The sequence below is a fragment of the Cryobacterium sp. PAMC25264 genome (assembly GCF_019443325.1).
In the GTDB taxonomy this organism is placed as follows: Bacteria; Actinomycetota; Actinomycetes; order Actinomycetales; family Microbacteriaceae; genus Cryobacterium.
Genome location: NZ_CP080383.1, coordinates 644,037 through 666,482 on the forward strand (window position 1 = coordinate 644,037; position 22,446 = coordinate 666,482).

The 22,446-nt window shown below is 70.5% G+C and carries 18 protein-coding genes; 7 read left to right on the forward strand and 11 right to left on the reverse strand.

Features of this window, described 5'->3' with window-relative positions; all coding sequences use genetic code 11:
* Window positions 1-7 precede the first annotated feature (7 nt).
* The gene (locus tag KY500_RS02955) at window positions 8-502 is read left to right on the forward strand and encodes a hypothetical protein (protein WP_219902272.1); all 495 of its coding nucleotides are present in this window, start codon (window positions 8-10) and stop codon (window positions 500-502) included.
* A gap of 219 nt (window positions 503-721) precedes the next feature.
* Here the strand turns inward: KY500_RS02955 and KY500_RS02960 are convergent, their stop codons facing one another.
* The 4 genes from KY500_RS02960 to KY500_RS02975 all read right to left on the reverse strand — a co-directional run bounded on the left by KY500_RS02960 (window position 722) and on the right by KY500_RS02975 (window position 5,439).
* Entirely contained in the window at window positions 722-2,272 is a 1,551-nt protein-coding gene (locus KY500_RS02960) for a succinic semialdehyde dehydrogenase (RefSeq protein WP_219902273.1), read from the reverse strand.
* A 66-nt stretch (window positions 2,273-2,338) separates the two neighbouring features.
* Entirely contained in the window at window positions 2,339-3,493 is a 1,155-nt protein-coding gene (locus tag KY500_RS02965; RefSeq protein ID WP_255579761.1) for a P-loop NTPase, read from the reverse strand.
* The gene (locus KY500_RS02970; protein ID WP_219902274.1) at window positions 3,486-4,121 is read right to left on the reverse strand and encodes a DUF1003 domain-containing protein; all 636 of its coding nucleotides are present in this window, start codon (window positions 4,119-4,121) and stop codon (window positions 3,486-3,488) included. Before KY500_RS02970 ends, KY500_RS02965 begins: the two co-directional genes overlap by 8 nt.
* On the reverse strand, window positions 4,108-5,439 hold the full coding sequence (locus KY500_RS02975) for a magnesium transporter MgtE N-terminal domain-containing protein (RefSeq protein ID WP_066594140.1): 1,332 nt from the start codon (window positions 5,437-5,439) through the stop codon (window positions 4,108-4,110). The genes KY500_RS02970 and KY500_RS02975 overlap by 14 nt, the downstream gene beginning before the upstream one ends.
* A 182-nt stretch (window positions 5,440-5,621) precedes the next feature.
* Between KY500_RS02975 and KY500_RS02980 the strand changes: the two genes are divergently transcribed.
* Complete coding sequence (locus KY500_RS02980; protein ID WP_255579762.1) at window positions 5,622-6,359, forward strand: general stress protein; 738 nt, start codon at window positions 5,622-5,624, stop codon at window positions 6,357-6,359.
* 91 nt (window positions 6,360-6,450) lie between these two features.
* Here the strand turns inward: KY500_RS02980 and KY500_RS02985 are convergent, their stop codons facing one another.
* On the reverse strand, window positions 6,451-7,992 hold the full coding sequence (locus KY500_RS02985) for an aminopeptidase P family protein (protein ID WP_219902275.1): 1,542 nt from the start codon (window positions 7,990-7,992) through the stop codon (window positions 6,451-6,453).
* A gap of 56 nt (window positions 7,993-8,048) precedes the next feature.
* Window positions 8,049-9,152, reverse strand: coding sequence for an endonuclease/exonuclease/phosphatase family protein (locus KY500_RS02990; protein ID WP_219902276.1), 1,104 nt, complete (start codon window positions 9,150-9,152; stop codon window positions 8,049-8,051).
* Window positions 9,153-9,207: 55 nt separating this feature from the next.
* On the opposite strand from KY500_RS02990, the gene KY500_RS02995 reads away from it, so the two are divergent.
* The gene (locus KY500_RS02995) at window positions 9,208-10,080 is read left to right on the forward strand and encodes a PHP domain-containing protein (RefSeq protein ID WP_219902277.1); all 873 of its coding nucleotides are present in this window, start codon (window positions 9,208-9,210) and stop codon (window positions 10,078-10,080) included.
* 306 nt (window positions 10,081-10,386) lie between these two features.
* A complete protein-coding gene (locus KY500_RS03000; RefSeq protein WP_219902278.1) occupies window positions 10,387-10,845 on the forward strand; it encodes a GNAT family N-acetyltransferase in 459 nt (152 codons plus the stop codon).
* On the opposite strand, the gene KY500_RS03005 is transcribed toward KY500_RS03000, so the two are convergent.
* Window positions 10,838-11,227: a hypothetical protein gene (locus KY500_RS03005; protein ID WP_219902279.1), complete on the reverse strand. Its 390-nt coding sequence runs from the start codon at window positions 11,225-11,227 to the stop codon at window positions 10,838-10,840. The two genes, KY500_RS03000 and KY500_RS03005, sit on opposite strands and share 8 nt — an antisense overlap.
* Before the next feature lie 122 nt (window positions 11,228-11,349).
* A complete protein-coding gene (locus KY500_RS03010; RefSeq protein WP_219902280.1) occupies window positions 11,350-12,840 on the reverse strand; it encodes a DEAD/DEAH box helicase in 1,491 nt (496 codons plus the stop codon).
* A gap of 183 nt (window positions 12,841-13,023) precedes the next feature.
* On the opposite strand from KY500_RS03010, the gene KY500_RS03015 reads away from it, so the two are divergent.
* Window positions 13,024-13,725: a ferritin-like fold-containing protein gene (locus KY500_RS03015; RefSeq protein ID WP_219902281.1), complete on the forward strand. Its 702-nt coding sequence runs from the start codon at window positions 13,024-13,026 to the stop codon at window positions 13,723-13,725.
* 87 nt (window positions 13,726-13,812) lie between these two features.
* Here the strand turns inward: KY500_RS03015 and KY500_RS03020 are convergent, their stop codons facing one another.
* Window positions 13,813-14,115 carry a hypothetical protein gene (locus KY500_RS03020; protein WP_219902282.1) on the reverse strand — a complete coding sequence of 101 codons (303 nt, stop codon included), beginning with the start codon at window positions 14,113-14,115 and terminating at the stop codon, window positions 13,813-13,815.
* Between the two features lie 6 nt (window positions 14,116-14,121).
* The gene (locus tag KY500_RS03025) at window positions 14,122-14,346 is read right to left on the reverse strand and encodes a DUF3107 domain-containing protein (RefSeq protein WP_219902283.1); all 225 of its coding nucleotides are present in this window, start codon (window positions 14,344-14,346) and stop codon (window positions 14,122-14,124) included.
* Between the two features lie 99 nt (window positions 14,347-14,445).
* On the opposite strand from KY500_RS03025, the gene KY500_RS03030 reads away from it, so the two are divergent.
* Window positions 14,446-17,859, forward strand: coding sequence for a UrvD/REP family ATP-dependent DNA helicase (locus KY500_RS03030; protein ID WP_219903258.1), 3,414 nt, complete (start codon window positions 14,446-14,448; stop codon window positions 17,857-17,859).
* Entirely contained in the window at window positions 17,856-21,278 is a 3,423-nt protein-coding gene (locus tag KY500_RS03035; RefSeq protein ID WP_219902284.1) for an ATP-dependent DNA helicase, read from the forward strand. Before KY500_RS03030 ends, KY500_RS03035 begins: the two co-directional genes overlap by 4 nt.
* Here the strand turns inward: KY500_RS03035 and KY500_RS03040 are convergent.
* Window positions 21,188-22,405 carry a phosphotransferase gene (locus KY500_RS03040; RefSeq protein WP_219902285.1) on the reverse strand — a complete coding sequence of 406 codons (1,218 nt, stop codon included), beginning with the start codon at window positions 22,403-22,405 and terminating at the stop codon, window positions 21,188-21,190. The two genes, KY500_RS03035 and KY500_RS03040, sit on opposite strands and share 91 nt — an antisense overlap.
* Window positions 22,406-22,446 lie beyond the last annotated feature (41 nt).

Consider the following 22,446-nt stretch of genomic DNA (forward strand, 5'->3'; position numbering starts at 1 on the left):
GTCGCCCATGTCCACACGAGGACGCCGTGTCCTCCTGCTGACCACGGTTGTGTCGGTCGCCGCGCTGTCGGTCGGCGTTGCGGCGTACTCGGCCGGCCGGGATGCCCCGGCCCCGAGCGCTGTGGCCGCCGGTGCCGGCCCGGCCAGCGCATCCGCGGGAACACCGGAGACCACCTCGCCGTCCGCGACCGTACCGTCCGTGACCCCGGCGGCCACCGCCCGCCCCGACGTTCCCAAGACTCCGGCGGTGTCGGAGTACTTCTACGGCCTGATCACGCAGTGCATGGCGACCGCGTCATTCGACTGGCAGGCCGACATCAGCTACGCGAACGGAGTCTTCTTGAGCGCCGACACCACAAGGGTGGAGGATGTGGCTCCGGCGCGCCAGGCCGATTTCACGCTGGCGCTCTACGGCGACACCACGGCAATGCCGTACACCTGGGAAGACACGGGCTGCTGGGGATACGCGTTGCACCTGACCGGCAACGACGGCACCTCCTAGCCAGACGTTGACGGCGGACAGTCTGTGGAAAGCAGAGGCGGTCGCGCGGTCTCGACAAGCTCGACCGGCGGGTGGGTGTGACGTATCCGTTGGTTGAGCTTGTCGAAACCTGGTGGGCCGATGTCGCGGGCGCGACGCTGGACCTGTCGCGGGGTCTCGACGGGCTCGACCGGCGAGTGGGCGTGACCCTGCACCCGTCAGGGGGTACAAGCTGGACGGCTAACGTCGGCGGGCCGCCTTGAGGGTGCGGGCGAGGAGCGCCATGGGGCCCACGAGCCGGGCGAACTCCGATCCGGTTCCGGGCAGCCGCAGCACCCCGGTGGCCAGGGAGATGGTGACCGGCTCCACGAACCGCTTGAGTCCCTCCGGGCCGTTCCGACGGCCGAGGCCTGAGCCTTTGACACCGCCCATCGGGGCGTCGACGGCGGAGAACGACCCGCGGTAGCCCTCGTTCACGTTGACACTGCCGGCCTCCAGCGCGCCGGCTACGCGCAGTCCCCGCCGGGCGGATCCGCTGAGTACTGCCGCATTCAGCCCGTAGTGGCTGTCGTTGGCGGCGAGGATGGCCTCCTGCTCGGTGTCGACCACCGACACCGACACGACCGGTCCGAACGTCTCGTCGGCGAAGCAGAGCATGACCGGGGTGACGCCGGTGAGGATCGTGGGCTCGAAGAAATATGGGCCGAGGTCTGGCCGTCCCCGGCCGCCGGCGTGCAGCGTGGCCCCGTGGGACAGCGCATCCTGCACGTGTCTGCTGACCCTGTCCAGCTGATCCTGCGAGGTGAGCGAGCCGACATCCGCCCGGTAGTCCAGGCCGGAGCCGAGCAGGAGGGCCCGGGTGACGGTGCTGAATTCCTGCAGGAAGCGGTCGGCGACCGCCCGTTGTACGTAGATGCGCTCGATCGACACACAGAGCTGACCGAGTGATGAGAAACAGGCATACGCCGCCTGCGCGGCCGCACGGTGCGGGTCGACGTCGTCGAGCACGATCATCGGGTTCTTTCCGCCCAGCTCGAGTGACGCGCCGGTGAGGGTGCTCGCCGCCTGTTCGCCCACCCGGATGCCCGTGGGCGTCGACCCGGTGAAGCACACGTAGTCGGCGCCTGCCGTGACCGCGCTGCCGATCTCGGGGCCCGGGCCGGTCACGACGGCCCAAAGATCGGCCGGTACCCCGGCGTCGATGAATGCCCGGCGCAGCATCAGGATGCTCAGCGCCCCCTGGTTGTCGGCCTTCTGCACCACCCCGCAGCCGGCGGCCAGGGCGGGGACGACGTCCATCGCGGCCAGGCTGAGCGGGAAGTTCCACGGGGTGATGACCCCGGCAACGCCCTTGGGCCGGTAGCGCACCCGGGTGGTCACGAGCAGCGGCAGGCCGGACCTGCGCCGCTCGCCGCCGAGCACTCGCCGGGCTGCGAGCGCGTTGTACCGGGTGACGCCGGCGGCCTGGAAGACCTCCTCGAAGGCCTGCCCGCGGGTCTTGCCGGTCTCGGTCTGCAGGATGTCGAGCAGGCTCTCGCGGCGGCTCAGCAGTAGGTCGTGCGCCTTCAGCAGCACCGCCCGCCGGTGGGCGAATCCGGCCCGGGCCCAGCCGATCTGGGCGAGGCGGGCGCGGGCGTAAGCATCCGCGACGTCCTGCGGGCTGCTCAGCGGCAGCGCGTGCAACGGTTGCCCGGTGAACGGGGCAATGACCGTGGCCGTGGCACCCGAGGTGGAGCGGATGTCGCGGGCGAGTTCGGCGATGAACGGGAGTTCCAACGTGGCGGAAGTCATGGGGGTCAGTCTAGACAGGTGTGCCGGAGCGCACTCCTGCCCGACCGGGTGAAACCCGGCGCAGGGTCAGCGCGGGGAGATGCCCAGGCTCAGGCCGGCCAGGCCGCGTCCGCGGGTGGCCAACCGGTCGGCGATGGCCTGAATGGCAGCCGCCGCGGGGTCGGCCGGGTCGCCGAGCACCACCGGGATGCCCGTGTCGCCGCCGCTGCGCAGGGCTACGGAGAGCGGCACCTGGCCGAGCAGCGGCACCGGGGTGTCCTGCCCGGCGGAGAGCCGGGCGGCGACCTCGGCGCCGCCTCCGGAGCCGAAGATCTCCAGCACGGTGCCGTCGGGCTGCATCAGTCCGGACATGTTCTCGATCACGCCGTAGATCGCTTGGCCGGTGTGCCGGGCCACGGCGCCGCTGCGCTCGGAGATGTCGGAGGCGGCCGGCTGCGGGGTGGTGACCACGATGACCTCGGCGTGCGGCAACAGTTGGCCCACCGAGATGGCGATGTCGCCGGTGCCCGGCGGCAGGTCGAGCAGCAGGATGTCCAGGTCGCCGAAGTAGACCTCGGTGAGGAACTGGGTGATGGTGCGGTGCAGCATCGGCCCGCGCCAGGCGACGGCCACCGAGGTGTCGTCGACGAACATGCCGATCGAGATGACCTTCACGTCGTAGCCGATCGGCGGCAGGATCATGTCGCCCACCTGGGTGGGCTTGACCATGCCGGACTGGCCGCCGGGCGTGGCCGGCGGGGTGACCAGGCCGAGCAGCCCGGGGATGGAGAAGCCGTAGACGTCGGCGTCGACGATGCCCACGCGGAGGCCTCGCGCGGCCAGCGCCACGGCCAGGTTGGCGGTGACGGTGGACTTGCCCACGCCGCCCTTGCCGCTGGTGATCGCATAGATGCGGGTGAGCGAGTCGGGGGAGAACTGCAGGCTGCGGGCGCCCTGGCCGCCGCGGAGCTTCTCGGTCATGGCGCGGCGCTGCTCGGGAGTCATCACCGAAACGACGACGCGGGCCAGGCCCTGGCCGACGACGGATTCGGTCGCCTCACGCACATCCGTCTCGATGCGGGTCGCCGCCGGGCAGCCGGCGATGGTGAGCCGGATGTCCACCGTGGCGCCGCCGTCGGCGTCGATCGTGACACCCGACACCATGTCGAGCTCGGTGATGGGTTTGCGGATCTCCGGGTCGATGACTTGGGCGAGGGCGGCCCGTACCCGATTCTCAGTCAATCGGGTGCGCCTCCTGGGCGCTGCGGCGATCGGCGGCGGCACGGCTGATGCTGCCCTCACGTTCCCGGCTCTCGAGCTCGCGGCTCTCGCGGTCGCGGGCTGCCTCGCTTTCCCGGCGCGCCTGCTCGTCGCGCTGGTCGAGGTTGTCGAGCATGGCGCGCAGCTCAGCGCGGAGGAAGTCCTTTGAGGCGAGGTCCTTCATCCCCAGGCGGAGCGCCACGACCTCACGGGCGAGGTACTCAGTGTCGGCCAGGTTGCGTTCGGCGCGCTGCCGGTCCTGCTCGAACTGCACCCGGTCGCGGTCGTCCTGCCGGTTCTGCGCGAGCAGGATCAGCGGAGCGGCGTACGACGCCTGGAGCGAGAGCACCAGGGTGAGCGCGATGAAGCCGAGCTCGATCGAGTCGAATCGCAGGTTGATCGGGGAGAGGGTGTTCCAGCTGATCCAGAAGACCGTGAAGAGGGTCAGGCCCAGCAGGAACCAGGGGGTGCCCATGCCGCGGGCGATCGCCTCGGTGAGCCGGCCGAACCTGTCGTTGCTGCGTCCGTTGCGCTTGCGCCCGACCAGGTTGGTGGTGCGCAGCCCTTTGGGCGTGTCGAGGCGGAGCTCCGACTTGTTAGCTCGTGCCATTGTCGTGCCTCCGTCCACCCGGTAGCGGGATACTTCCTGTCATCAGCTGGGTTCTGGCCGTGGCACGTTTACGCACCTCGTCGTTGCCGTCGTGACTTCGCCAGTCATCCGGCAGCAGGTAGTCGAGCACGTCATCAATCGTCACCACCCCGACGAGTCGGTGGTTGTCGTCGACGACCGGAACGGAGACGAGGTCGTAGCTGGCGAGAATACGGGTGACCTCGGCCGCCGAGGTGTCCGCGGTGACGGGCTCCAGACCCAGGTCGAGCAGGGTGCCGAGGCGTTCGTGCGGCGGGTAGCGCAGCATCCGTTGGAAGTGCACCATGCCCAGGAACCGGCCGGTGGGAGGCTCGTAGGGCGGCAGGGTGACGCAGATCGCCGCGCCCAGTGCGGGCGCCAGGTCGTGCCGGCGGATGAGCGCGAGGCCCTCGGCGACGGTGGCGTCGGCCGAGACGATGATCGGCTCGGTGGTCATCAGACCGCCGGCGGTGTCCGGGGCGTAGGAGAGTAGGAACCGCACGTCGTCGGCTTCCTCCGGCTCCATGAGGTCGAGCAGCTGCTCGCCGCGCTCCTCCGGCAATTGCGCGATGAGGTCGGCGGCGTCGTCGGGCTGCATGTGGTCGAGCACCTCGGCGGCGCGCGAGTCGCCGAGCCGGGTGAGGATGCCCACCTGCTCGCTCTCGGGCATCTCCTCGAGCACATCGGCCAGACGGCCGTCCGGCAGTTCCTCGGCTACCTCGAACATGCGCTGCCTGGGCAGGTCGAGCAGGGTGTTGGCGAGGTCGGCGGGCTTCATATCCGAGTACGTGGCGATGAGCTGCTCGGCCGACTGGGACTCGCCCGCGGTGACCTTCTCGTAGACCTCGTCCCAGTTGGCGAAGGCCGTGGCGCCCTTGGCGAACAGCGACGAGCTGGCCTTGGGCCGGCGCACGAACAACTGGCTGATCGCCCAGTCGCCCTGGGCGGACTCCTCGATTGCGACGTCTTCGATGGTTGCCTCGCCCGAACCGTCGTTGAACGCGACGCGGCGGCCGAGCATCTCGGCAATCACCCGCACCTCACCGCCGCGCTGCTCGAAGCGGCGCACGTTGATCAGGCCCGTGGTGATGATCTGGCCGCTGCCGATGCTGGTGACCCGGCCGATCGAGACGAACACCCGGCGTTTGCCGGGGATTTCGACGATCAGGCCGACTACACGGGGCGGGTCGTCTTTTCGGTAGACCACCAGCACGTCGCGGACCTTGCCCACGCGGTCGCCCGCGGGGTCGAAGACGTTGCACCCGGCCAGTCGGGCGACGAAAACTCTGGTGTTTGCCACACCTCTAACTTAGCTTGTGCACGCCGCACGGCACCCGTGACACCGTGCCGCGCCCAGGGCACTCTGCGGCCGGCCGAGGCCGGCGTTTGCGACCGGCGTTGAGGCCCTCATCGGGGCATTCTCCCACTGGATGCACAGCGGCCCCTGCTGGTACGCGAGTGGATCGTGGAAGAATGGGGGGCATGTCCTCTCAGAGCCCCTTCGGCGGCCGCGCCGCCGCACTGTATCCGGTCCTGCCCAAGGGCGAGGTCGTGGCCACGTACGAGACCTACAACGAGGCCCAGCTGGCCGTGGACGTTCTCGCGAAGGCCGACTTCCCCGTCAAGCAGCTGTCCATCGTGGGCAACGACCTCAAGACCGTTGAACGGGTGACCGGCAAACTCACCTGGAGCCGGGTCGCGTTGGCTGGGGCGGCATCCGGTGCCTGGCTCGGGGTGTTCTTCGGGTTGCTGTTCTTCATCTTCTCGCCGGATGGCGCCGGCTTGCCGTTCGTTTTCGCGGCCGTGCTCATGGGCGCCGGCTTCGGCATGCTGTTCGGACTGGTGAGCTACGCGCTCAACCGCCGCCGCAAGGACTTCACCTCGACCATGCAGGTGATCGCCGGCAATTACCAGGTGATCGTGAACGTCGAACTGCTCAACAAGGCCCGCAACCTGCTGTCCGGCCAGGCCGAGCCCGCTGCCGCCGCTGGTGTGCACCCGTCCGACCCGCCGCGCTCGGCCCCTGAGCCGCCCGCTGCCGGCGGACCGACACCGCCGTCGAACCAGCCGCCCGCATACGGTGAGACCGGACCGACCGAGCAGCCGACCGCGCCGCCCGCGTACGGTCAGCCGGCCCCGCCCGTGTCGGCCCCGCCGGCGGCCGGACCGCCGCCCGTGGCCGAGCCCCCGGTCTCCGGCCCGGTCGACCCGGCCCGCTAACCCGCCGCTCGCCTGCTTACCGTTCCCGAAGCGGACAATTGCGCCCGGTGCGCCGGGTGCAGATGTCCGGACGGGGACCAGTTGTGGGTGCTTAGGCCTGCAGTGCGGCCATCCAGGCCTCGACGGCTGCCGAGTCCCGCGGGATACCGGCCGAGAGGTTCTCGGCGCCGGTCTCGGTGATCAGGATGTCGTCTTCGATGCGCACGCCGATGCCGCGGTACTCGGCCGGCACCGTGAGGTCGTCGAGCTGGAAATACAGGCCGGGCTCGATGGTGAAGACCATGCCGGGCTCGATCACGCCGTCGATGTACATGTCGCGGCGGGCCTGGGCGCAGTCGTGCACGTCGAGGCCGAGGTGGTGGCTGGTGCCGTGCACCATGTAGCGACGGTGCTGGCCGTTTTCCGGCAGCAGCGCCTCCTCGGCGGTGACGGGCAGCATGCCCCAGTCGGCGGTGTGCCGGGCGATCACGGCCATCGCGGCCGCGTGCACCTCCCGGAAGACGGCGCCCGGCTTGGCGACCAGGAAGGCCGCGTCGGCGGCCTCGCGCACGGCGTCGTAGACGCGGCGCTGCACATCCGTGAAGGTGCCGGTGACCGGCAGGGTGCGGGTGATGTCGGCGGTGTAGTAGCTGTCCACCTCGACGCCGGCGTCGAGCAGCATCACGTCGCCCGGCACGACGGGTCCGTCGTTGCGGGTCCAGTGCAGGATGCAGGCGTGCGGGCCGGAGGCGGCGATGGTGTCGTAACCGACGGTGTTGCCGTCCACGCGGGCGCGGGTGTTGAAGACGCCCTCCACCAGGCGCTCGCCGCGCTCGTGGCTGCTGGAGCGGGGCAGGTCACGGATGACGTCTTCGAAGCCGCGGGCGGTGGCCGCCACGGCGAGGCGCATCTGGCCGATCTCGTAGGCGTCCTTGACCAGGCGCAGCTCGGACAGGTCGCGGGCGAGGACTGCATCCGCGTCGTGTTCGCTGTTGATCTCGATGCTGAACGGGGCGTCGGACGCGTTGGCCGTGAGCATCCGCTCGGCGGAGTTGCGGAGGCGGGCGTCGTCGACCTGGCCGGTGAGGAACGGGTCGGCCTCGCGCACGAGCAGGGTCTCGCTGTCGACGCGGCCGAGAACCGCGGCGAAGTCGTCGATGCCGCGCACCGTGACGGAGAGGTCGCTGGCCACCTGGGCGATGGAGGGCCGCGGGCCGATCCAGAACTCGCCGATCTCGGAGTTGGCGTAGAACTCGTCTGAGTCACGGCCGGCGCGCTCCCGGAAGTACACGGTGGCCTCGTGGCCGGCGGCGGTGGGCTCGAAGACGAGCACGGCACCGGGTTCGGAGTCGCTGCCCCATCCGGTGAGGTGGGCGAAGGCGGAGTGCGCGCGGAACGCGTAGTCGGTGTCGTTGGCGCGCTGCTTGAGCCGGCCGGCCGGAACGATCAGGCGCTGACCCGGGTAGAGCTTGGAGACCCGCTCGCGCCGGGCGGCGGCGAACGGCGCCTGCTCCCGGGCCGGCGGCAGCTCGTCGGTGCGCTCGGCCCAACCGCTGGAGATGAACTCCTTGAACCCTTCCGAGCCGGGCGTGGTGGACCGGTTCTCGTTCGAGCGGGCGGCGGGGGCAGGGGCGGTGTCGGTGGAATCAGCCATGCCCCCATTCTCCCACCCGCACCGCACCGGATGCGCGAGGGAGCAGCCGGGCAGGCTCAGCCGGCGGGAGAGAGGGTCGCCACGATGGGGCGGTGGTCGCTGCCCGCGGCGTCTTCGGTCTGGATCACGTTCATGCCGTCCACCTGCCAATTGGCGGTGGCCAGCACATGGTCGATGGGGGAGCCGAGCAGGGTGGGGGCCCAGGTGGGCCAGGTGCCCACGCCGGCGGCGCCCGCGGCCAGGGCGGCATCCCGGCAGGAGCCGAGCTCGGTGTCGGCGGTGTCGGCCCGGCCGGCGAAGTGGTCAAGGGTGGCGTTGAAGTCGCCGGCCATGATCACGCCGTCGATGCCGGAGCCGCTTGCATCGCACTGCTCGGCCAGCCAATCCAGGTCGGAGCGCCAGTTGGTCATCTCCCATTGGATCGGCGAGACGGCATGCACGGCCACGATCGTGGGGCCGGTGCCGTCGACGGGTTCCGCCACCACCGTGGGCAGCACGTTCGTGTTGCCGGGCGGTCCGGATCCCTCCGCGGACGTGACTGTGTAGTCGCCCAAGTCCGGGCTGATCAGCAGCGTGGTCGAGCGGGCCTTGGAGATGAGGTCGAACGACACCGTGTGCACCCACATGGGCCGGCCGGCGGCGCGCATGGCCTCGGCGACCAGCACCCCGGTTTCCTCGGTGGTCTCGGGCAAGGTGACCACATCGGCCTGCTCAGCCAGGGCGAGCGCGGCGATGGCGTCGGCGCCCGGTTCGTCGCCGAGGGTGTTCCAGCTCAGCACGGTGATCGATGCCGTCGCGTCGGCGTCCGTCGCGGCGTCTGCCGACGCATCCGCCGACTCTGAGACATCCGCCGCCTGCGCCGAAGCGGGCAGGGCGGATGCGGCGCCCCGGTGCAGCAGGACGCCCACGTTGACCGCGCTGAACAGCGCCAGGAACACCATCAGGAGCGCCGTCGTGCCCCGAAAAGACCGCGCGAGAAGAAACAGGGCCGTGAGCGCCACCAGCAGTGCGGCGGCGACCACCACGGCGAGGCCGCGCAGCGAGACCGCGTGCGCCACCACCCAGGTGTTCTGCAGGCCGAAGAACTGCGGCCAGGCCAGGACGGTGAGAACCGCCAGCGCCGCCACGACGATCAGGGTGCGGAAGAGGAAGGAGAACATAGATGAGTCACTGTAAGCGACCTGGGTGCATTCCGCGGCCAACTAGCATGGGGGAATGGCAGTCGAACGGCGTTTCACGGGTCCGATCGACCTGCACACCCACTCCAGCGTCTCCGACGGTACCGAGACTCCGTCGCAGCTCGTGCGCGCCGCTGCGGCGGCGGGCCTGGGCACGGTGGCCCTCACCGACCACGACTCCACGGCGGGATGGTCGGAAGCTTCTGTGGCGGCCCGGACGGCGGGCATCACCCTGATACCGGGCATGGAATTCAGCACCCGGGTCGGGCACGCCAGCATCCACCTACTCGCGTACCTGTTCGACCCGTCGGATGCCGGGATCGTCGCGGAGACCGCGCATATTCGTCAGGCCAGGCTCACACGGGCGGAGCAGATGGTGGCCCGGATCGGCGCCGACTACGAGATCACCTGGGACGACGTGCTCGCCCAGACCACCACGGGCGGAACCGTGGGCCGTCCGCACATCGCGGACGCCCTCGTGGCCAACGGCCTCGCCCTCACTCGCAGCGAGGCGTTCGCGGGCATCCTGCACTGGGAGGCGGGCTACTACCAGCCGCACTACGCGCCGGATCCGCTGCGCGCAGTGACGCTCGTGCGTGCGGCCGGGGGTGTGCCCGTGATCGCGCATCCGGCCACCCGGGGCGTCGCCGACGTGATGGCTGAGAGCCGGCTGGCCGCGCTCGTGGGCGCCGGCCTGTTCGGCTTGGAGCTGCGGCACCGGGAGAACAAGCCGGAGGCTACCGCGCGGCTCACCATGCTCGCCGAGAAGTACGGTCTGGCCATTACCGGGTCCAGCGACTACCACGGCGAGGGCAAACCCAACCGGCTGGGCGAGAACACCACCACCCCCGAGGTGCTCGAGCGCCTCGTGGCCGAGGGCCGCGGCTCGGCGCCGGTCACTCCCGCCTGACCCTCGCACGACCGGCCCGGCCGGTGAGTTGCCAGTTTGCGCCCGTTCCGCACCTCCCAGGGGGCGGCAACTGGCAAGTCAGCACGAGTCGCCCGCCTCATTTGCCAGTTGGTGTCCCTTCGGCGACGTTGAAGCGGCCGGAACTGGCAACTCAGCGACGCCCAGAGCCGACCCCTTGCCGCCCGGAGCCCTGGTCGGTTCGTGGACCGGCCAGGAGTGGAGGGTCTCACCCCGTCGACTGGCAGCCGGGGCACCCGGCCGGGTCTTCGTGACGGGCCCTCAATCTCGTCCCCATATCCTGGAGGCATGCTCCAGCTGACCCCGACGACCTCTCGTGATCTGGAGGAGTTGACCGAGTTCCTGCGGGGCGTCGACCTCACCCTGAGCGGACTGGCCTCTCCTGCCGTGCGCTTGTGGATCACGCGTGACGCGTCCACCGGCTGCATCGTCGCCAGCACAGGCTTCGAGTGCAGCGACGATGGCAGCCAGGTTCTCATACGCAGTGTTGCCGTTGATCCGTCCCGCCGCGGGCGAGGCACGGGCCTCGAGCTGGCCGGATTCGCTCTCGACAAAGCAGCAGAAGCTGGAGCGGAGCGCGCGTGGCTGTTCAGCCGCCGCTCGGGAGAGTTCTGGCAGCGGCTGGGCTTTGCTCTGGCGTCCACCGGGGACCTCGCAGCGGCGCTGGCGAGAACGCATCAGGTGCGGCACTTCGCCGAAACAGGTCAGCTTGCCCGCGAGGTGGCCTGGAGCCGGCGGCTCAGCTGAGCTTGGTGCCCTGCGAGACCCAGACCCGGCCGATGGCGTCGAAATACTCCGGCAGACAGGCGTCCGCAACCCTCTGAATGGATGCGACGGCCATCTCGGTGGCTGCCTGGATCGTCACGTTGAAGGTGAGCTCATTGCCGTTGTGCGTGACATCGGACGGTTCGGCGCCTGAGGAGCTGACGCAACTGTGCCAGTCCTCCGCCGCTTGGCGGTACTCCGTCTCGTCGACGACCAGGTCCGCCAGGACTTCCTGCTGGTAGGCACTCGCGCCGTCGCGCAGATCGATGCGTTGTTCGTCGCTCAGCAGGTTGAACGGTGAGACGCTGCACCCGGCCAGGAGAGCGATGACGCCGAGAACCGGAACGAATGCCCAGGCGCGCATCAGTCAGCTTCAGCCATGAATTCGATGTCCATGACGCGAGCGTAGTGCCGACCGGTCGCGAGATGCGGCAAACGGCCCCTTCACGCGAGTGAAAGGGCCGTTTGCGGCATGTCGGAAGTGCCTTACGCCGTGGTCGCCTGCGGGGAGCGGCGGCGGGTGCGGCTGCGACGGCGGGGAGCGCTGTTGCCGTCGTGGTGCTCGGCGCCTCCGCCGTCGTGGGTGCCGGCTGCCGGGGTGGCGGCGGGGGCATCCGGGTTGGTGGTCGTGCCCACGCGGGTGCGCGGACGACTGGCCTGCTCGCCCGAGCGACCCGAACCGGCGCGCCCGTCCGAGCGGCCGTCGGTGCGTCCGCCGGAGCGGCTGTCGCTGCGGCCACCGCGGTTCCCGTCACGGCCGGAAGCGGCGCCGGGCACGGTCTCCTTGATCGGGGTCGCACGCAGGCGACCCTTCGAGCCGGCCGGGATGTTCAGGTCGGTGTAGAGGTGCGGCGACGAGGAGTAGGTCTCCTGCGGCTCCGGGGTACCGAAGTCGAGGGCCTTGTTGATCAGGGTCCACTTGGGCATGTCGTCCCAGTCCACGAAGGTGACCGCGATGCCGGTCTTGCCGGCGCGGCCGGTGCGGCCCACGCGGTGCAGGTAGGCCTTCTCGTCCTCGGGGATGGTGTGGTTGATCACGTGGGTGACGTCGTCGACGTCGATGCCGCGCGCGGCGACATCCGTGGCGATCAGGATGTCCTTCTTGCCGGCCTTGAACGCCGCCATGGCGCGCTCGCGCTGCTCCTGGTTGAGGTCGCCGTGCACGGCGGTGGCGTTGAAGCCACGGTCGCCGAGTTCCTCGACGAGCTTGGCCGCGGCCCGCTTGGTGCGGGTGAAGATCACGGTCTTGCCGCGGCCCTCGGCCATCAGGATGCGGCCGATGACCTCGTCCTTGTCCATGTTGTGCGCCCGGTAGACCAGGTGCTCGATGTTGGCCTGCATGAGGCCCTCATCGGGGTCGCTCGCGCGGATGTGGATGGGCTTGGTCATGAACCGGCGGGCCAGGGCCACGATCGGGCCGGGCATGGTGGCCGAGAAGAGCATGGTGTGACGGGTGGACGGGGTCTGCGAGAAGAGCTTCTCGATGTCGGAGAGGAAACCGAGGTCGAGCATCTTGTCGGCCTCGTCGAGCACCATCTCGCGCACGTTGGAGAGGCTCAGCAGGCGCTGGCTGGCGAGGTCGAGCAGACGACCGGGGGTGCCGACCACGATCTGCGCGCCGGCCTTGAGCTGCTCGATCTGACCCTCGTAGGCCTTGCCGCCGTAGATGGAAACGATGGTGGTGCCGCGGTTGCTCGCTGCGAGCTCGAGGTCTTCGCTGACCTGCACGCACAATTCGCGCGTGGGAACGACTACGAGGGCCTGCACGCCGGGCTCGGGGTTCAGGCCGAGGCGCTGGATCAGCGGCAGCCCGAAGCCGAGGGTCTTACCGGTTCCGGTCTTGGCCTGGCCGATGATGTCCTGGCCGCTGAGAGCGAGGGGGATCGTCTGGGTCTGGATCGGGAAGGGCTCGAGGATGCCCTTGGCGGCCAGGGCGTCAACGATGTCCTGGTCGATATTGAGTTCGGTGAAGGTCACTTTTTTGTTTGCCTGTCTTGCTCGAAGCGGGATGCGCCCGTCTTCTGCTTCAGGCGCAAAGTCCACCGATCCGACGCCGGTGAATGACACCAGACTATAGGTGCGACCTGGGCACAGCCGGTGGCCACACCGGATCCGCACTGTTATCCGCAGCCCGGCCGGGCCGCCGAGTAAGCTGGGCGCGTGATCTCGTGGTTAGGTGAACGTCCCAAACGGGCAGAGACGCCCCGACTGTCGGTCAGGGCTGAACGCCGCGCCACGACGAAGGTCGACATCACCGAACTGGTACCCGACCTGCTCACCTATCTCGGCCAGGCCGCGTATTTCGAACTGGGCATGTTCGAGAGCCTGTCCACGGCCGTGATCACCGCGCCCAGCCTCGCCGCGAAGGAAGGCCTCAGCCTGGCCGCCGGGCGCGCGCTGTCGAAGCATCACGGCCTGATCGAGGAGATCCGTCGCCGGGACGGCGAACCGGCCACCGTGATGGGACCGTTCGTTCCCGCGCTCGACAGCTTCCGCACGGCCACGGGCGGCGAGGACTGGCCTGAGCTGCTGCTCAGCTGCTACCTCACGGGCGGCCTGCTCGACGATTTCTTCATCCGGCTCTCCGACGCGCTTCCCGGTGACGTGGGACCGCGGATCGCCCACCTGCTCGGTGAGCACGGCGGCGCCGACGTTCTCGTGCACGAGTTGTCCGCGGCCATCACCGCGCAGCCCGCGCTGGAATCCCGCCTAGCCATGTGGGGGCGGCGGCTGGTGGGGGACACCCTGCTCGTGGCCAGGTCCGCCATGGCCGTCAGCCAGGATTCCCGCATCGAACCGGTCTTCACCGAACTGATCGCCGCGCACACCCGCCGTATGGACGGCCTGGGCCTCACCGCCTAGCGTCTCGGCCGGACCGGCGCCACACGCACAGAAACGCCCCCATCGGGCCGATGGGGGCGTTTCGTGTACGTCTGGCTGCCGGTCGGTCTAGGCCGGCAGTCCGGTCTCGCTGATACTGTGCAGGACCTCCAGGTCGGCGGCCTCGCGGCGACGACCGATGACCACATCGACCACGACGGATGCCACGGCCGCGGCCGCGAACGACACCCACCAGATCCAGCCACCGTCCCAGGCCCAACCGAGCCAGGTCAGTGCGACCCAGACCAGGCTGGCGACGCCCGTGCCCACGGCCGGCACGAGCACTGAACCGTGCGTGTGGCGGCGCGGAAGCGCATACCGGGCGGCCAGGCCCAGGATCGCGCCGCCGAGGGCGACGAAGAGGAGTTCCATGGAAGGTTACGCCACGAAGCCGACGCGGCGGGACTCCTCGGAGCCCAGCTCGACATAGGCCAGTCCGATGGTGGGGACGATGTACAGGCGCCCCTTCTTGTCGCTGAGCTTGAGGTAGCCGGTCTGCCCGGCGAGGGCGGCTGCGACGGTCTCTTCGACCTCGTTGGCCGGCTGAGTCGTCTCGAAACTGATCTCCCGGGGGGAGTTGAAGATACCAATGCGGATGTCCACGGATGCGCCTTTCGGTTGCCTACCCGCTCAGATTACGACATGCCCGCCGGTCGGCCCGCCACGTTCACTGTCGGCGCAACCCGTTACCGTTGGACCGTGATGAACCCGGTGACCGAAGTAGAGCCAGCCGCCCCGGTGCGGGCGGGCGACGCCACCGCTGACCGGCAGCCGGTGGGCCTGGATGCCTCCCAACAGGCCGTGCTGGAGTTGCCAGCTGGCCGCTCGGCCGCCGTGATCGGCGCGCCCGGCTCCGGCAAGACCCGCACCCTCGTGGAATTCGTCGCAGACCGCGTGCTCCGCCTGGGCATCAGCCCGAGCGAGGTGCTGGTTCTCGTGCCCACCCGCACCGGCGCCACAGCGCTGCGGGACCGGTTGGCCCTGCGCCTGCGGGTGCCCACGAACGGTCCGTTGGCCCGCACCGCGAACTCGGTGGCCTTCCAGATCGTGCGGGACGCCGAGGTGGCGGCCGGACGCACCAGCCCGACTCTGCTCACCGGTGGCGAGCAGGACCAGATCATCGCCGAGATCCTGCAGGGCGACATCCTGGAGGGCACCGGGCCGGCCTGGCCCAGCCCGCTCGACGCCGAGGTCAGGGGCCTGCGCGGATTCCGCACCGAGCTTCGAGACCTGATGATGCGCGCCGTGGAATACGGTGTCACGCCCGAACGGCTGAGCCGGCTGGCCGCCGACACCGAACGACCGGAGTGGGCCGCTGCGGCCCAGTTCATCACGGGCTACCAGGAGGTCAAGGACCAGAGCCGCCCCGGCCAATTCGACTCCACCGAGCTCGTGCAGTTCGCCGCGGCCATCGTGCAGGCCGCCCCGCGGACCCTCCCGCGGAACGGAGCCGTGCGCTCCGCGGCGGCAAGCGCGGTGAGTGCAGGCAACCCACTCGGTCCGCTCGCCGATCTCCGGCTGATCGTGCTCGACGACGCCCAGGAGGCCACCCAGTCCACGCTGGCGCTGCTGGCCCAGTTCGCCGCCCGCGGCGTCACCGTCGTCGCGTTCGGCGATCCCGACCTCAGCACCGGGTCGTTTCGCGGCGCCCACCCGGATGCCCTCGGCCGCCTCGCCCACTACCTGGGCCTGGCCGACGTGACCACGCTCACCCTCGAAACCGTGCACCGGCACGGCCCCGAGCTGCGCGCGGTGATCCGCGAGTTCACCGGCCGGATCGGCGCCGCCGCCGCCGGAACCCAGCGTGCCGCCGGCACCGCCATCGGTGCCGCAGCCGCCGGAACGGACGAGACCGCAGGGCCGGACACCACCGCAGCAGGGTCCGACGCCGCCGGGATGGTGCAGACCGTCGTCACCGCGAGCCCGGCCGACCAGCTCGCCGTGATCGCCCGCCGGCTGCGCGAACGGCACGTGCTCGACGGGGTGCCGTGGGGGCGGATGGCCGTGATCGTGCGCACCGGCGCACTGGTGCCCGCCCTGTCCAAGGGGCTGGCCGCGCTCGAGGTGCCCACCCAGGTGGCCGCCTCCCAGGCGGCGCTCCGCGACGAACCGGCCGTGCGCGCATTCATCCTGGCCCTCGATGTGACCTTGGGGCGCCGCCCGCTCGACGCCGACGCCGCCGTCGACCTGCTGCGCGGCCCGCTCGGGGGCCTCGACCCGATCACCCTGCGGCGGCTGCGCGCCGCGCTGCGCCAACAGGAGCTGAGCGAGCCGGAGCTGACCGAAGCGGAACTGAGCCACCTGGAGCCTGGCGAGCCTGCTGGGCATCCCGACCCGGCCCGCAGTCCCGGTTCGGCGCGCACCGCCGACCAACTCCTGGTGGAGGTCTTCACCAACCCGGAGCTGCTGGAGAGCATCGACAACCGCACCGCCAGGCGGGCCGCCTCCTGCGCCAAGAACCTGCGGCAGACCCGCACGGCGTTCGCGGCCGGCGCCACCATCGAAGAGCTCCTCTGGGGGCTCTGGCAGCGCAGCGGGCTCGCCCCCGCCTGGGCGGAGCAGTCCACCGGTACCGGCATCGACGCCGACGAGGCCAATCACAACCTCGACGCGGTCGTGGCCCTGTTCTCCGCCGCGCAGCGCTTCGTCGAGCGCACCCCCGCCGCCCCGCCCGTGCTCTTTGTGGAGCACCTCGTCGACACCGACGTGCCCGAAGACACCCTCGCGCCGCGGGCGACGGCGGAGTCGGTGCTCGTCTCCACCCCCAGCGGCACCATCGGCCGGGACTACGACGTCGTGGTGCTCGCCGGCGTGCAGGAGAACGTCTGGCCCGACCTGCGCATCCGCGGCTCGCTGCTCGGCGCCGGCGACCTCGCCCTGCTCGCCGCGGGGGAGCAGCCCGACCCGGCCGGTGCCCGCACCGGCGTGCTGCATGACGAGCTGCGCATGTTCGCCCAGGCCGCCTCCCGCAGCACCACCGAACTGCTCGTGATGGCCGTCGACAACGACGAGAACCAGCCGTCGGCGTTCCTCAGGCTGCTGCCCGAACCGGACCCCGCACCGCTCACCCGGTACCCGCTGTCGCTGCGCGGCCTGGTCGGTCGCCTGCGCCGCGACCTCACCCAAACGCTCCGACCCCGCCTCTCGCCGGCGGCCGACCCGGTTGGCGCGCTGCCCGCCGTGCTGCCGGCCCGGGCCACGGATGCCGCGGCCACGCTCGCTCGCCTCGCCCGCGAGAAGGTGCCCGGCGCCTCACCCGAGGAATGGTACGGACTGCGCCAGGCCAGCACCGAGCGCCCGCTCAACGATCCGGAGGCCGGCGACGGCCCGGTGCGGGTCTCACCGTCGCGCATGTCCGCGTTCGAGACCTGCCCGTTGCACTGGCTGATCGGCCAGATCGGCGGCGGCGACTCGAGCACCGCGGCCAACCTCGGCACCATCATCCACAAGGTCATGGAAGACGCCACCGACCCGGCCGGCGCGCCGGATCCGGCCCTGATCACCGCGGATGCCCTCTGGGCCGGCGTGGAGGCCCGCTGGGGTGAGCTCGTCTTCGACGCCGACTGGCAGTCCAGGGTGCAGAAGACCCAGGCCCGCGAGCTCACCGACCGCCTCGCCGCCTACCTCGGCGACGGGGCCCGCGACGGCACCCGGCTGCTGAGCGCCGAGGGCCGATTCCAGCTGGACCTGGACGGCGCCGTGCTTTCCGGCACCATCGACCGGGTGGAACGGCTGCCGGACGGCCGTGCCGTCATCGTGGACCTCAAGACCGGCAAGGGCGACCCGACCAGCGACACCGGCGTCGCCGAACACCCGCAGCTCGGCGCGTACCAGCTGGCCTTCGCGGCCGGCGTCATCGACGGCCTGGAACCGGGCATGGAGCTCGCCGGAGCACGCCTGGTGATCGTGTCCTCCGGAACCCAGAAGCAGAACTACCGCAACCCCACCCAGCCGGCCTTCACGCCCGACGAACTCGCGGCCTTCAGCACCCGGGTCACCGACGACGCCGCCGGGATGGGCGGCGCCACCTTCGTGGCCGAGATCGCCGACCACTGTCTCGATCCCCGCTCGTACGGCTCGTGCCGTATCCACGTCATCAAGCAGGTCAGCTCATGAGCAGCATCGACTCCACGTCACGCCGGGCGGTCTCCGCCCTCGACATCGCCGAGGCGCTGGGCATGTTCCCGCCCACCAGCGAACAGCAGGCCGTGATCGAGGCGCCGCTTCGCCCCACCCTCGTGGTGGCCGGGGCCGGAAGCGGCAAGACCGAGACCATGGCCAACCGGGTGCTCTGGCTGCTGGCCAACGGCCATGCCCGGCCCGACCAGATCCTCGGCCTCACCTTCACCCGCAAGGCCGCCGGCGAGCTCGCCGAACGCATCAACGGACGCATCCGTCAGCTCAGCGAGGCCGGGCTGATGCCCACCGGCGACGGCACGGCGGACCCCGTCACCGGCCTGGCCGCCGGGCCCGACTCGGCCGACCTGTTCAACGCGCCGGCCGTGTCCACCTACAACTCTTTCGCCAGCCGGCTGTTCACCGACAACGCGCTGCTGCTCGGCCGCGAACCCGAGTCGGTGCTGCTCAGCGAGACCAGCGCCTGGCTGCTCGCCCGCCGGGTGGTCGTGGCCCACGGCGACGGCCGGCTCGTGAGATATGGCAAGGGCGTCGACGCCGTGACGGATGCCGTGCTCTCGCTCAGCCGGGCGCTGGCCGAGAACCCGCCACCGTTCGTGCCCGGCGAGGAGCCCGAACCGCACGACCTGGCCCGCCTGGCGAACAGCTTCGGCTACCTCGCCGACCTGCCCTACGGCAACCCGCGCAAGAAGAAGCCGTACGACTCGGTGCTCGAGGCCATCGCCGCCGTGGCCCCGCTGCCCGTGCTGGCCGAACTCGCGGATGCCTACGGCGCCGAGAAGCGCCGCCAAGGCCTGATCGAATTCTCCGACCAGGTGGCGTTGGCTTTACAGGTCTGCCGCAAGGTGCCGGCCGTGGTGGCCCGCTACCGCGAGCAGTATCGCATCGTGCTGCTCGACGAATACCAGGACACCTCGGTGCTGCAGACCGAGCTTCTGCGCACCCTCTTCGCGCACCACCCGGTGATGGCCGTCGGCGACCCGCACCAGTCCATCTACGGATGGCGCGGCGCCAGTTCGGCCAACCTGCTCGGCTTCTCCACCGACTTCGCCGAGCTGGCCAACACCGAGGCACCCTCGATGTCGCTCTCGTACACCTGGCGCAACCCGGTGACCGTGCTCGACGCCGCAAACGCGCTCGTCGCGCCGCTCAGCGCCCAGCTGCGCGCCCGGCCCAACGGCATCCAGGTGGAGACCCTCAAGGTCCCCGCCGGCAAGGCCGCCGGCCGGGTCAAGGCCGCGATGCACGAGACCATCGCCGACGAGGCCGCCGCCATTGCCCGCTGGTTCGCCGCGCGGCTGGGCAGCGAGACCTCGCCCGCCGACCCCGACGCCGAGCCCCGCTCGGGAGCGATGCTTTTCCGCGCCCGGCGCGACATGGAGTTCTACGCCGAGGTACTGCGGGAACACGGCGTGCCCGCGCACGTGCTGGGCCTGGGCGGCCTGCTCTCCACGCCGGAGGTGGCCGATGTGCTCGCCGTGCTCCGGGTGGTGCACGACCCGTCCGCCGGCAGCGACCTGATCCGGCTGCTCACGGGCGGCCGGTGGCGCATCGGGGTGCGCGACCTGCAGGCCTTGTCGGGCGTGGCCGGTTGGCTCGCCACGCACGACTGGGCACAGAAGGCCGTGTCGGACGAGCTCAAGGCCAAGCTGCGCGCATCCGTCGCCACCGAAGAAAGCCGCTCGCTCGTGGACGCCCTCGACTTCGTCGCCAGCGTGCCGGAGACCCACGGCCAGCTGGCCGCGTTCAGCGACGAGGGACGCCAGCGACTCCGCCAGGCCGGCCGGCAACTGGCCTGGCTGCGCAGCCGCGCGGGCCTGGGCCTGCTCGACTTCGTGCGCCTGATCGAGCAGGAGACCCTGCTCGACCTCGAACTGGTCGCCAACGAGAGCCACGGCCGCGCCCTGGCCAACCTCTACGCCTTCCACGACGCCGTGTCGGCGTTCCTCGACAGCGACGAGCAAGGCACCCTGGCCAGCTTCCTGCGTTGGCTGGCCCGGGCCGAAAGACAGGACGACCTCGGCCCCCGCGGCGAGGCGGCCGAACCCGGCACCGTGCAGCTGCTCACCATCCACGGGTCCAAGGGCCTCGAGTGGGACTTCGTGGCCATCCCGGGGATGACCGAGAAGAACCTGCCCGCGCCGAGCCGGGAGGTGTCGGGCTGGCTGCGGTTCGGCGAGCTGCCCTATCCCTGTCGGGGAGACCGGGCCGAGCTGCCGGAGTTGCGCCGGCTGGGCCACGAGACGCAGCTATCGTTCGACATCGACTTCGAGCTCTACAAACAGGAACTCGCCGATCGGCACGACGCCGAGGAGCGGCGGCTGATCTACGTGGCCACCACCAGGTCCCAGCAGCAGTTGCTGCTCACCGGGGCGTTCTGGGGTGGCGGCACCACCGTGCGCAAGCCCAGCCGGTACCTGCTCGAACTGGCCGAGGCCGGGCTGATCCCCGAGTTGCCGGAGGGCAGCGAGCACGACGAGAAGCCCCTGACCGACGAGGACACCAGCGAGGTCTGGCCGTTCGATCCGCTCGGCACCCGGCGCCCGGTCGTCGAGGCCGCCGCCGCGCTCGTGCGCGCCCAGGGCGGCGACATCGGGGACGGTGTCGGCGACGACGTCAGGGACCTGGACGAGCCGGACACACCCTGGTCGCGGGAAGTGACGCTGCTGCTCGAGGAGCGCGCGCTGCGCCTGGCCGGCCCCGTCGCACTCGACGTGCCCACCCGTATTCCGGCCTCCCGGTTCAAGGACTACGTCGACGACCCGGCGGCCGTTCTGGCCCGGCTCCGGCGCCCGATGCCCGAGCGGCCCTACCGAGCTACCCGGCTGGGTACCCTGTTCCACTCCTGGGTCGAGCAGCGCTCCGCCGGCGGGTCGTCCGGGGATCTCCTCGACGCGAGTCTGGACGAGCTCGACCTCGATTTCGAGGGCGATGAGGAGTTCACGGCCGGTTCAGACACGGGCATGCCCGTCGAGCTGGATCAGCTGGAGCGGTTCAAGGCGACCTTCGAACGCTCGCCCTGGGCGAACCTGGCACCGGAGGAGGTGGAGATCGAGATCCACCACGTGCTGGGGGACCAGGTCTTCATCTGCAAGCTCGACGCGGTGTACAAGACCGAGACCGGTTACCAGGTGGTGGACTGGAAGACCGGCAAGGCACCCAAGGATGCCGCCGACCTCGAACTCAAGCAGACCCAGCTGGCGCTGTACCGGTTGGCTTACGCCACCTGGAAGGGTATCGACCCGGCCATCGTCGACGCGGTGTTCTACTTCGTCGCCGATGACATGATCGTCGCCCCTGAGCGGCTCTACTCCGAGGAAGACCTGGTGCGGGCCTGGTCGTCGGTCGCCGGCGCATCCGCCGCCGTGGAGATCGGGCCGGTGGCGTCGTCGGTGTAGTCGGTGTCTGAACCGGCGGCACCGAAGCCCGTGCCGTCGAAGCTCGTGACCCGGGAGAACGACCCGGTCTCGGCGAAGTCGCTGGTGCCGTACTCGGAGCTGTCGTCGCTGTTGCGCCCGACGGACCCGGTACTCGGCGTGCGCGGGGTGGCCTCGAGCATCGACTCCACGTCGGACACGCTGAGGATCGGGCCGGTCTCCGGCGACAGCGACTGCATGGTGTGGCTGTGCACGTTGTCGACCAGACCGTCGAGCATCGACACGGCGTCGTCGATGATGGCGTCGTTGTGGATGTCGACGCCGTGCAGCAGCCACCGGGCCAGCTCGAGCTCGGCGTAGAGCATCGCCCGCTGGGCGATCAGCGGGTCGTTGCCCTGCCGGGTGGCGGTGTACGTGGCGATGGCCGTCTCGGCGGCGTCGCCGCGGGCGGCGAGCAGCCAGTTGAGGTCGCGGGCCGGGTCGCCCACGCACAGCGCCGACCAGCCGAGCACGCCGCACACGGCGTCGTCGCTGATCAGGAACGACTCGGCGGTGAGCGAGCCGTGGATCACGGTGGGGGCGAACTGCCAGAGCGAGTCGTCGTCGGTGGCGAGCTCCCAGCGGCGCAGCAGGGCCGCCGGCAGCTTTCCGGTGTTCGATGCGCGGTCGATCAAGTCGATCGTGGCGGTGCGGCAGTCCAGCGCGCTCTGCTGCACAAGTCCGGCATCGCCGATGAAAGCCGTGGGCAGGCCGTGGATGGCCGCGATGGCGCGACCGATCGAGCCGGAGACCCCCTCGTGCCCGGTGAGCGCGTCGGCGTCGTAGGACGCGCCGGGCAGCCGTTCGTAGACCACGGCCCTGGTGCCCTCGAAGGGCGCCTGGCCCACGAAGACCGGCACGTCGAACGGTAGCCGGCTGCGGTTGCCCGTCGTGAGCGCGCGCAGCGCCACGAGGTCTGCCGACTGCTCGGTTTCCGCCGCTTGCGACGTAGGCACCCGGATGATCAGCTCAGTGCCGTCGCGGGTGATCAGCAGCGCGGAGTCGAACAATCCGTTCGCGCCGAGACTGTGGTTTCGGGCGTGGGCGACGTCGAGCTCCGGAACTGCATTGGTGGCCAACGCGGCTAGAGTGAGATGGGATCTGGCCATGCCTTCTAGGTTAGGTCGAGTTCCTCCCTGCGGCGCTATTC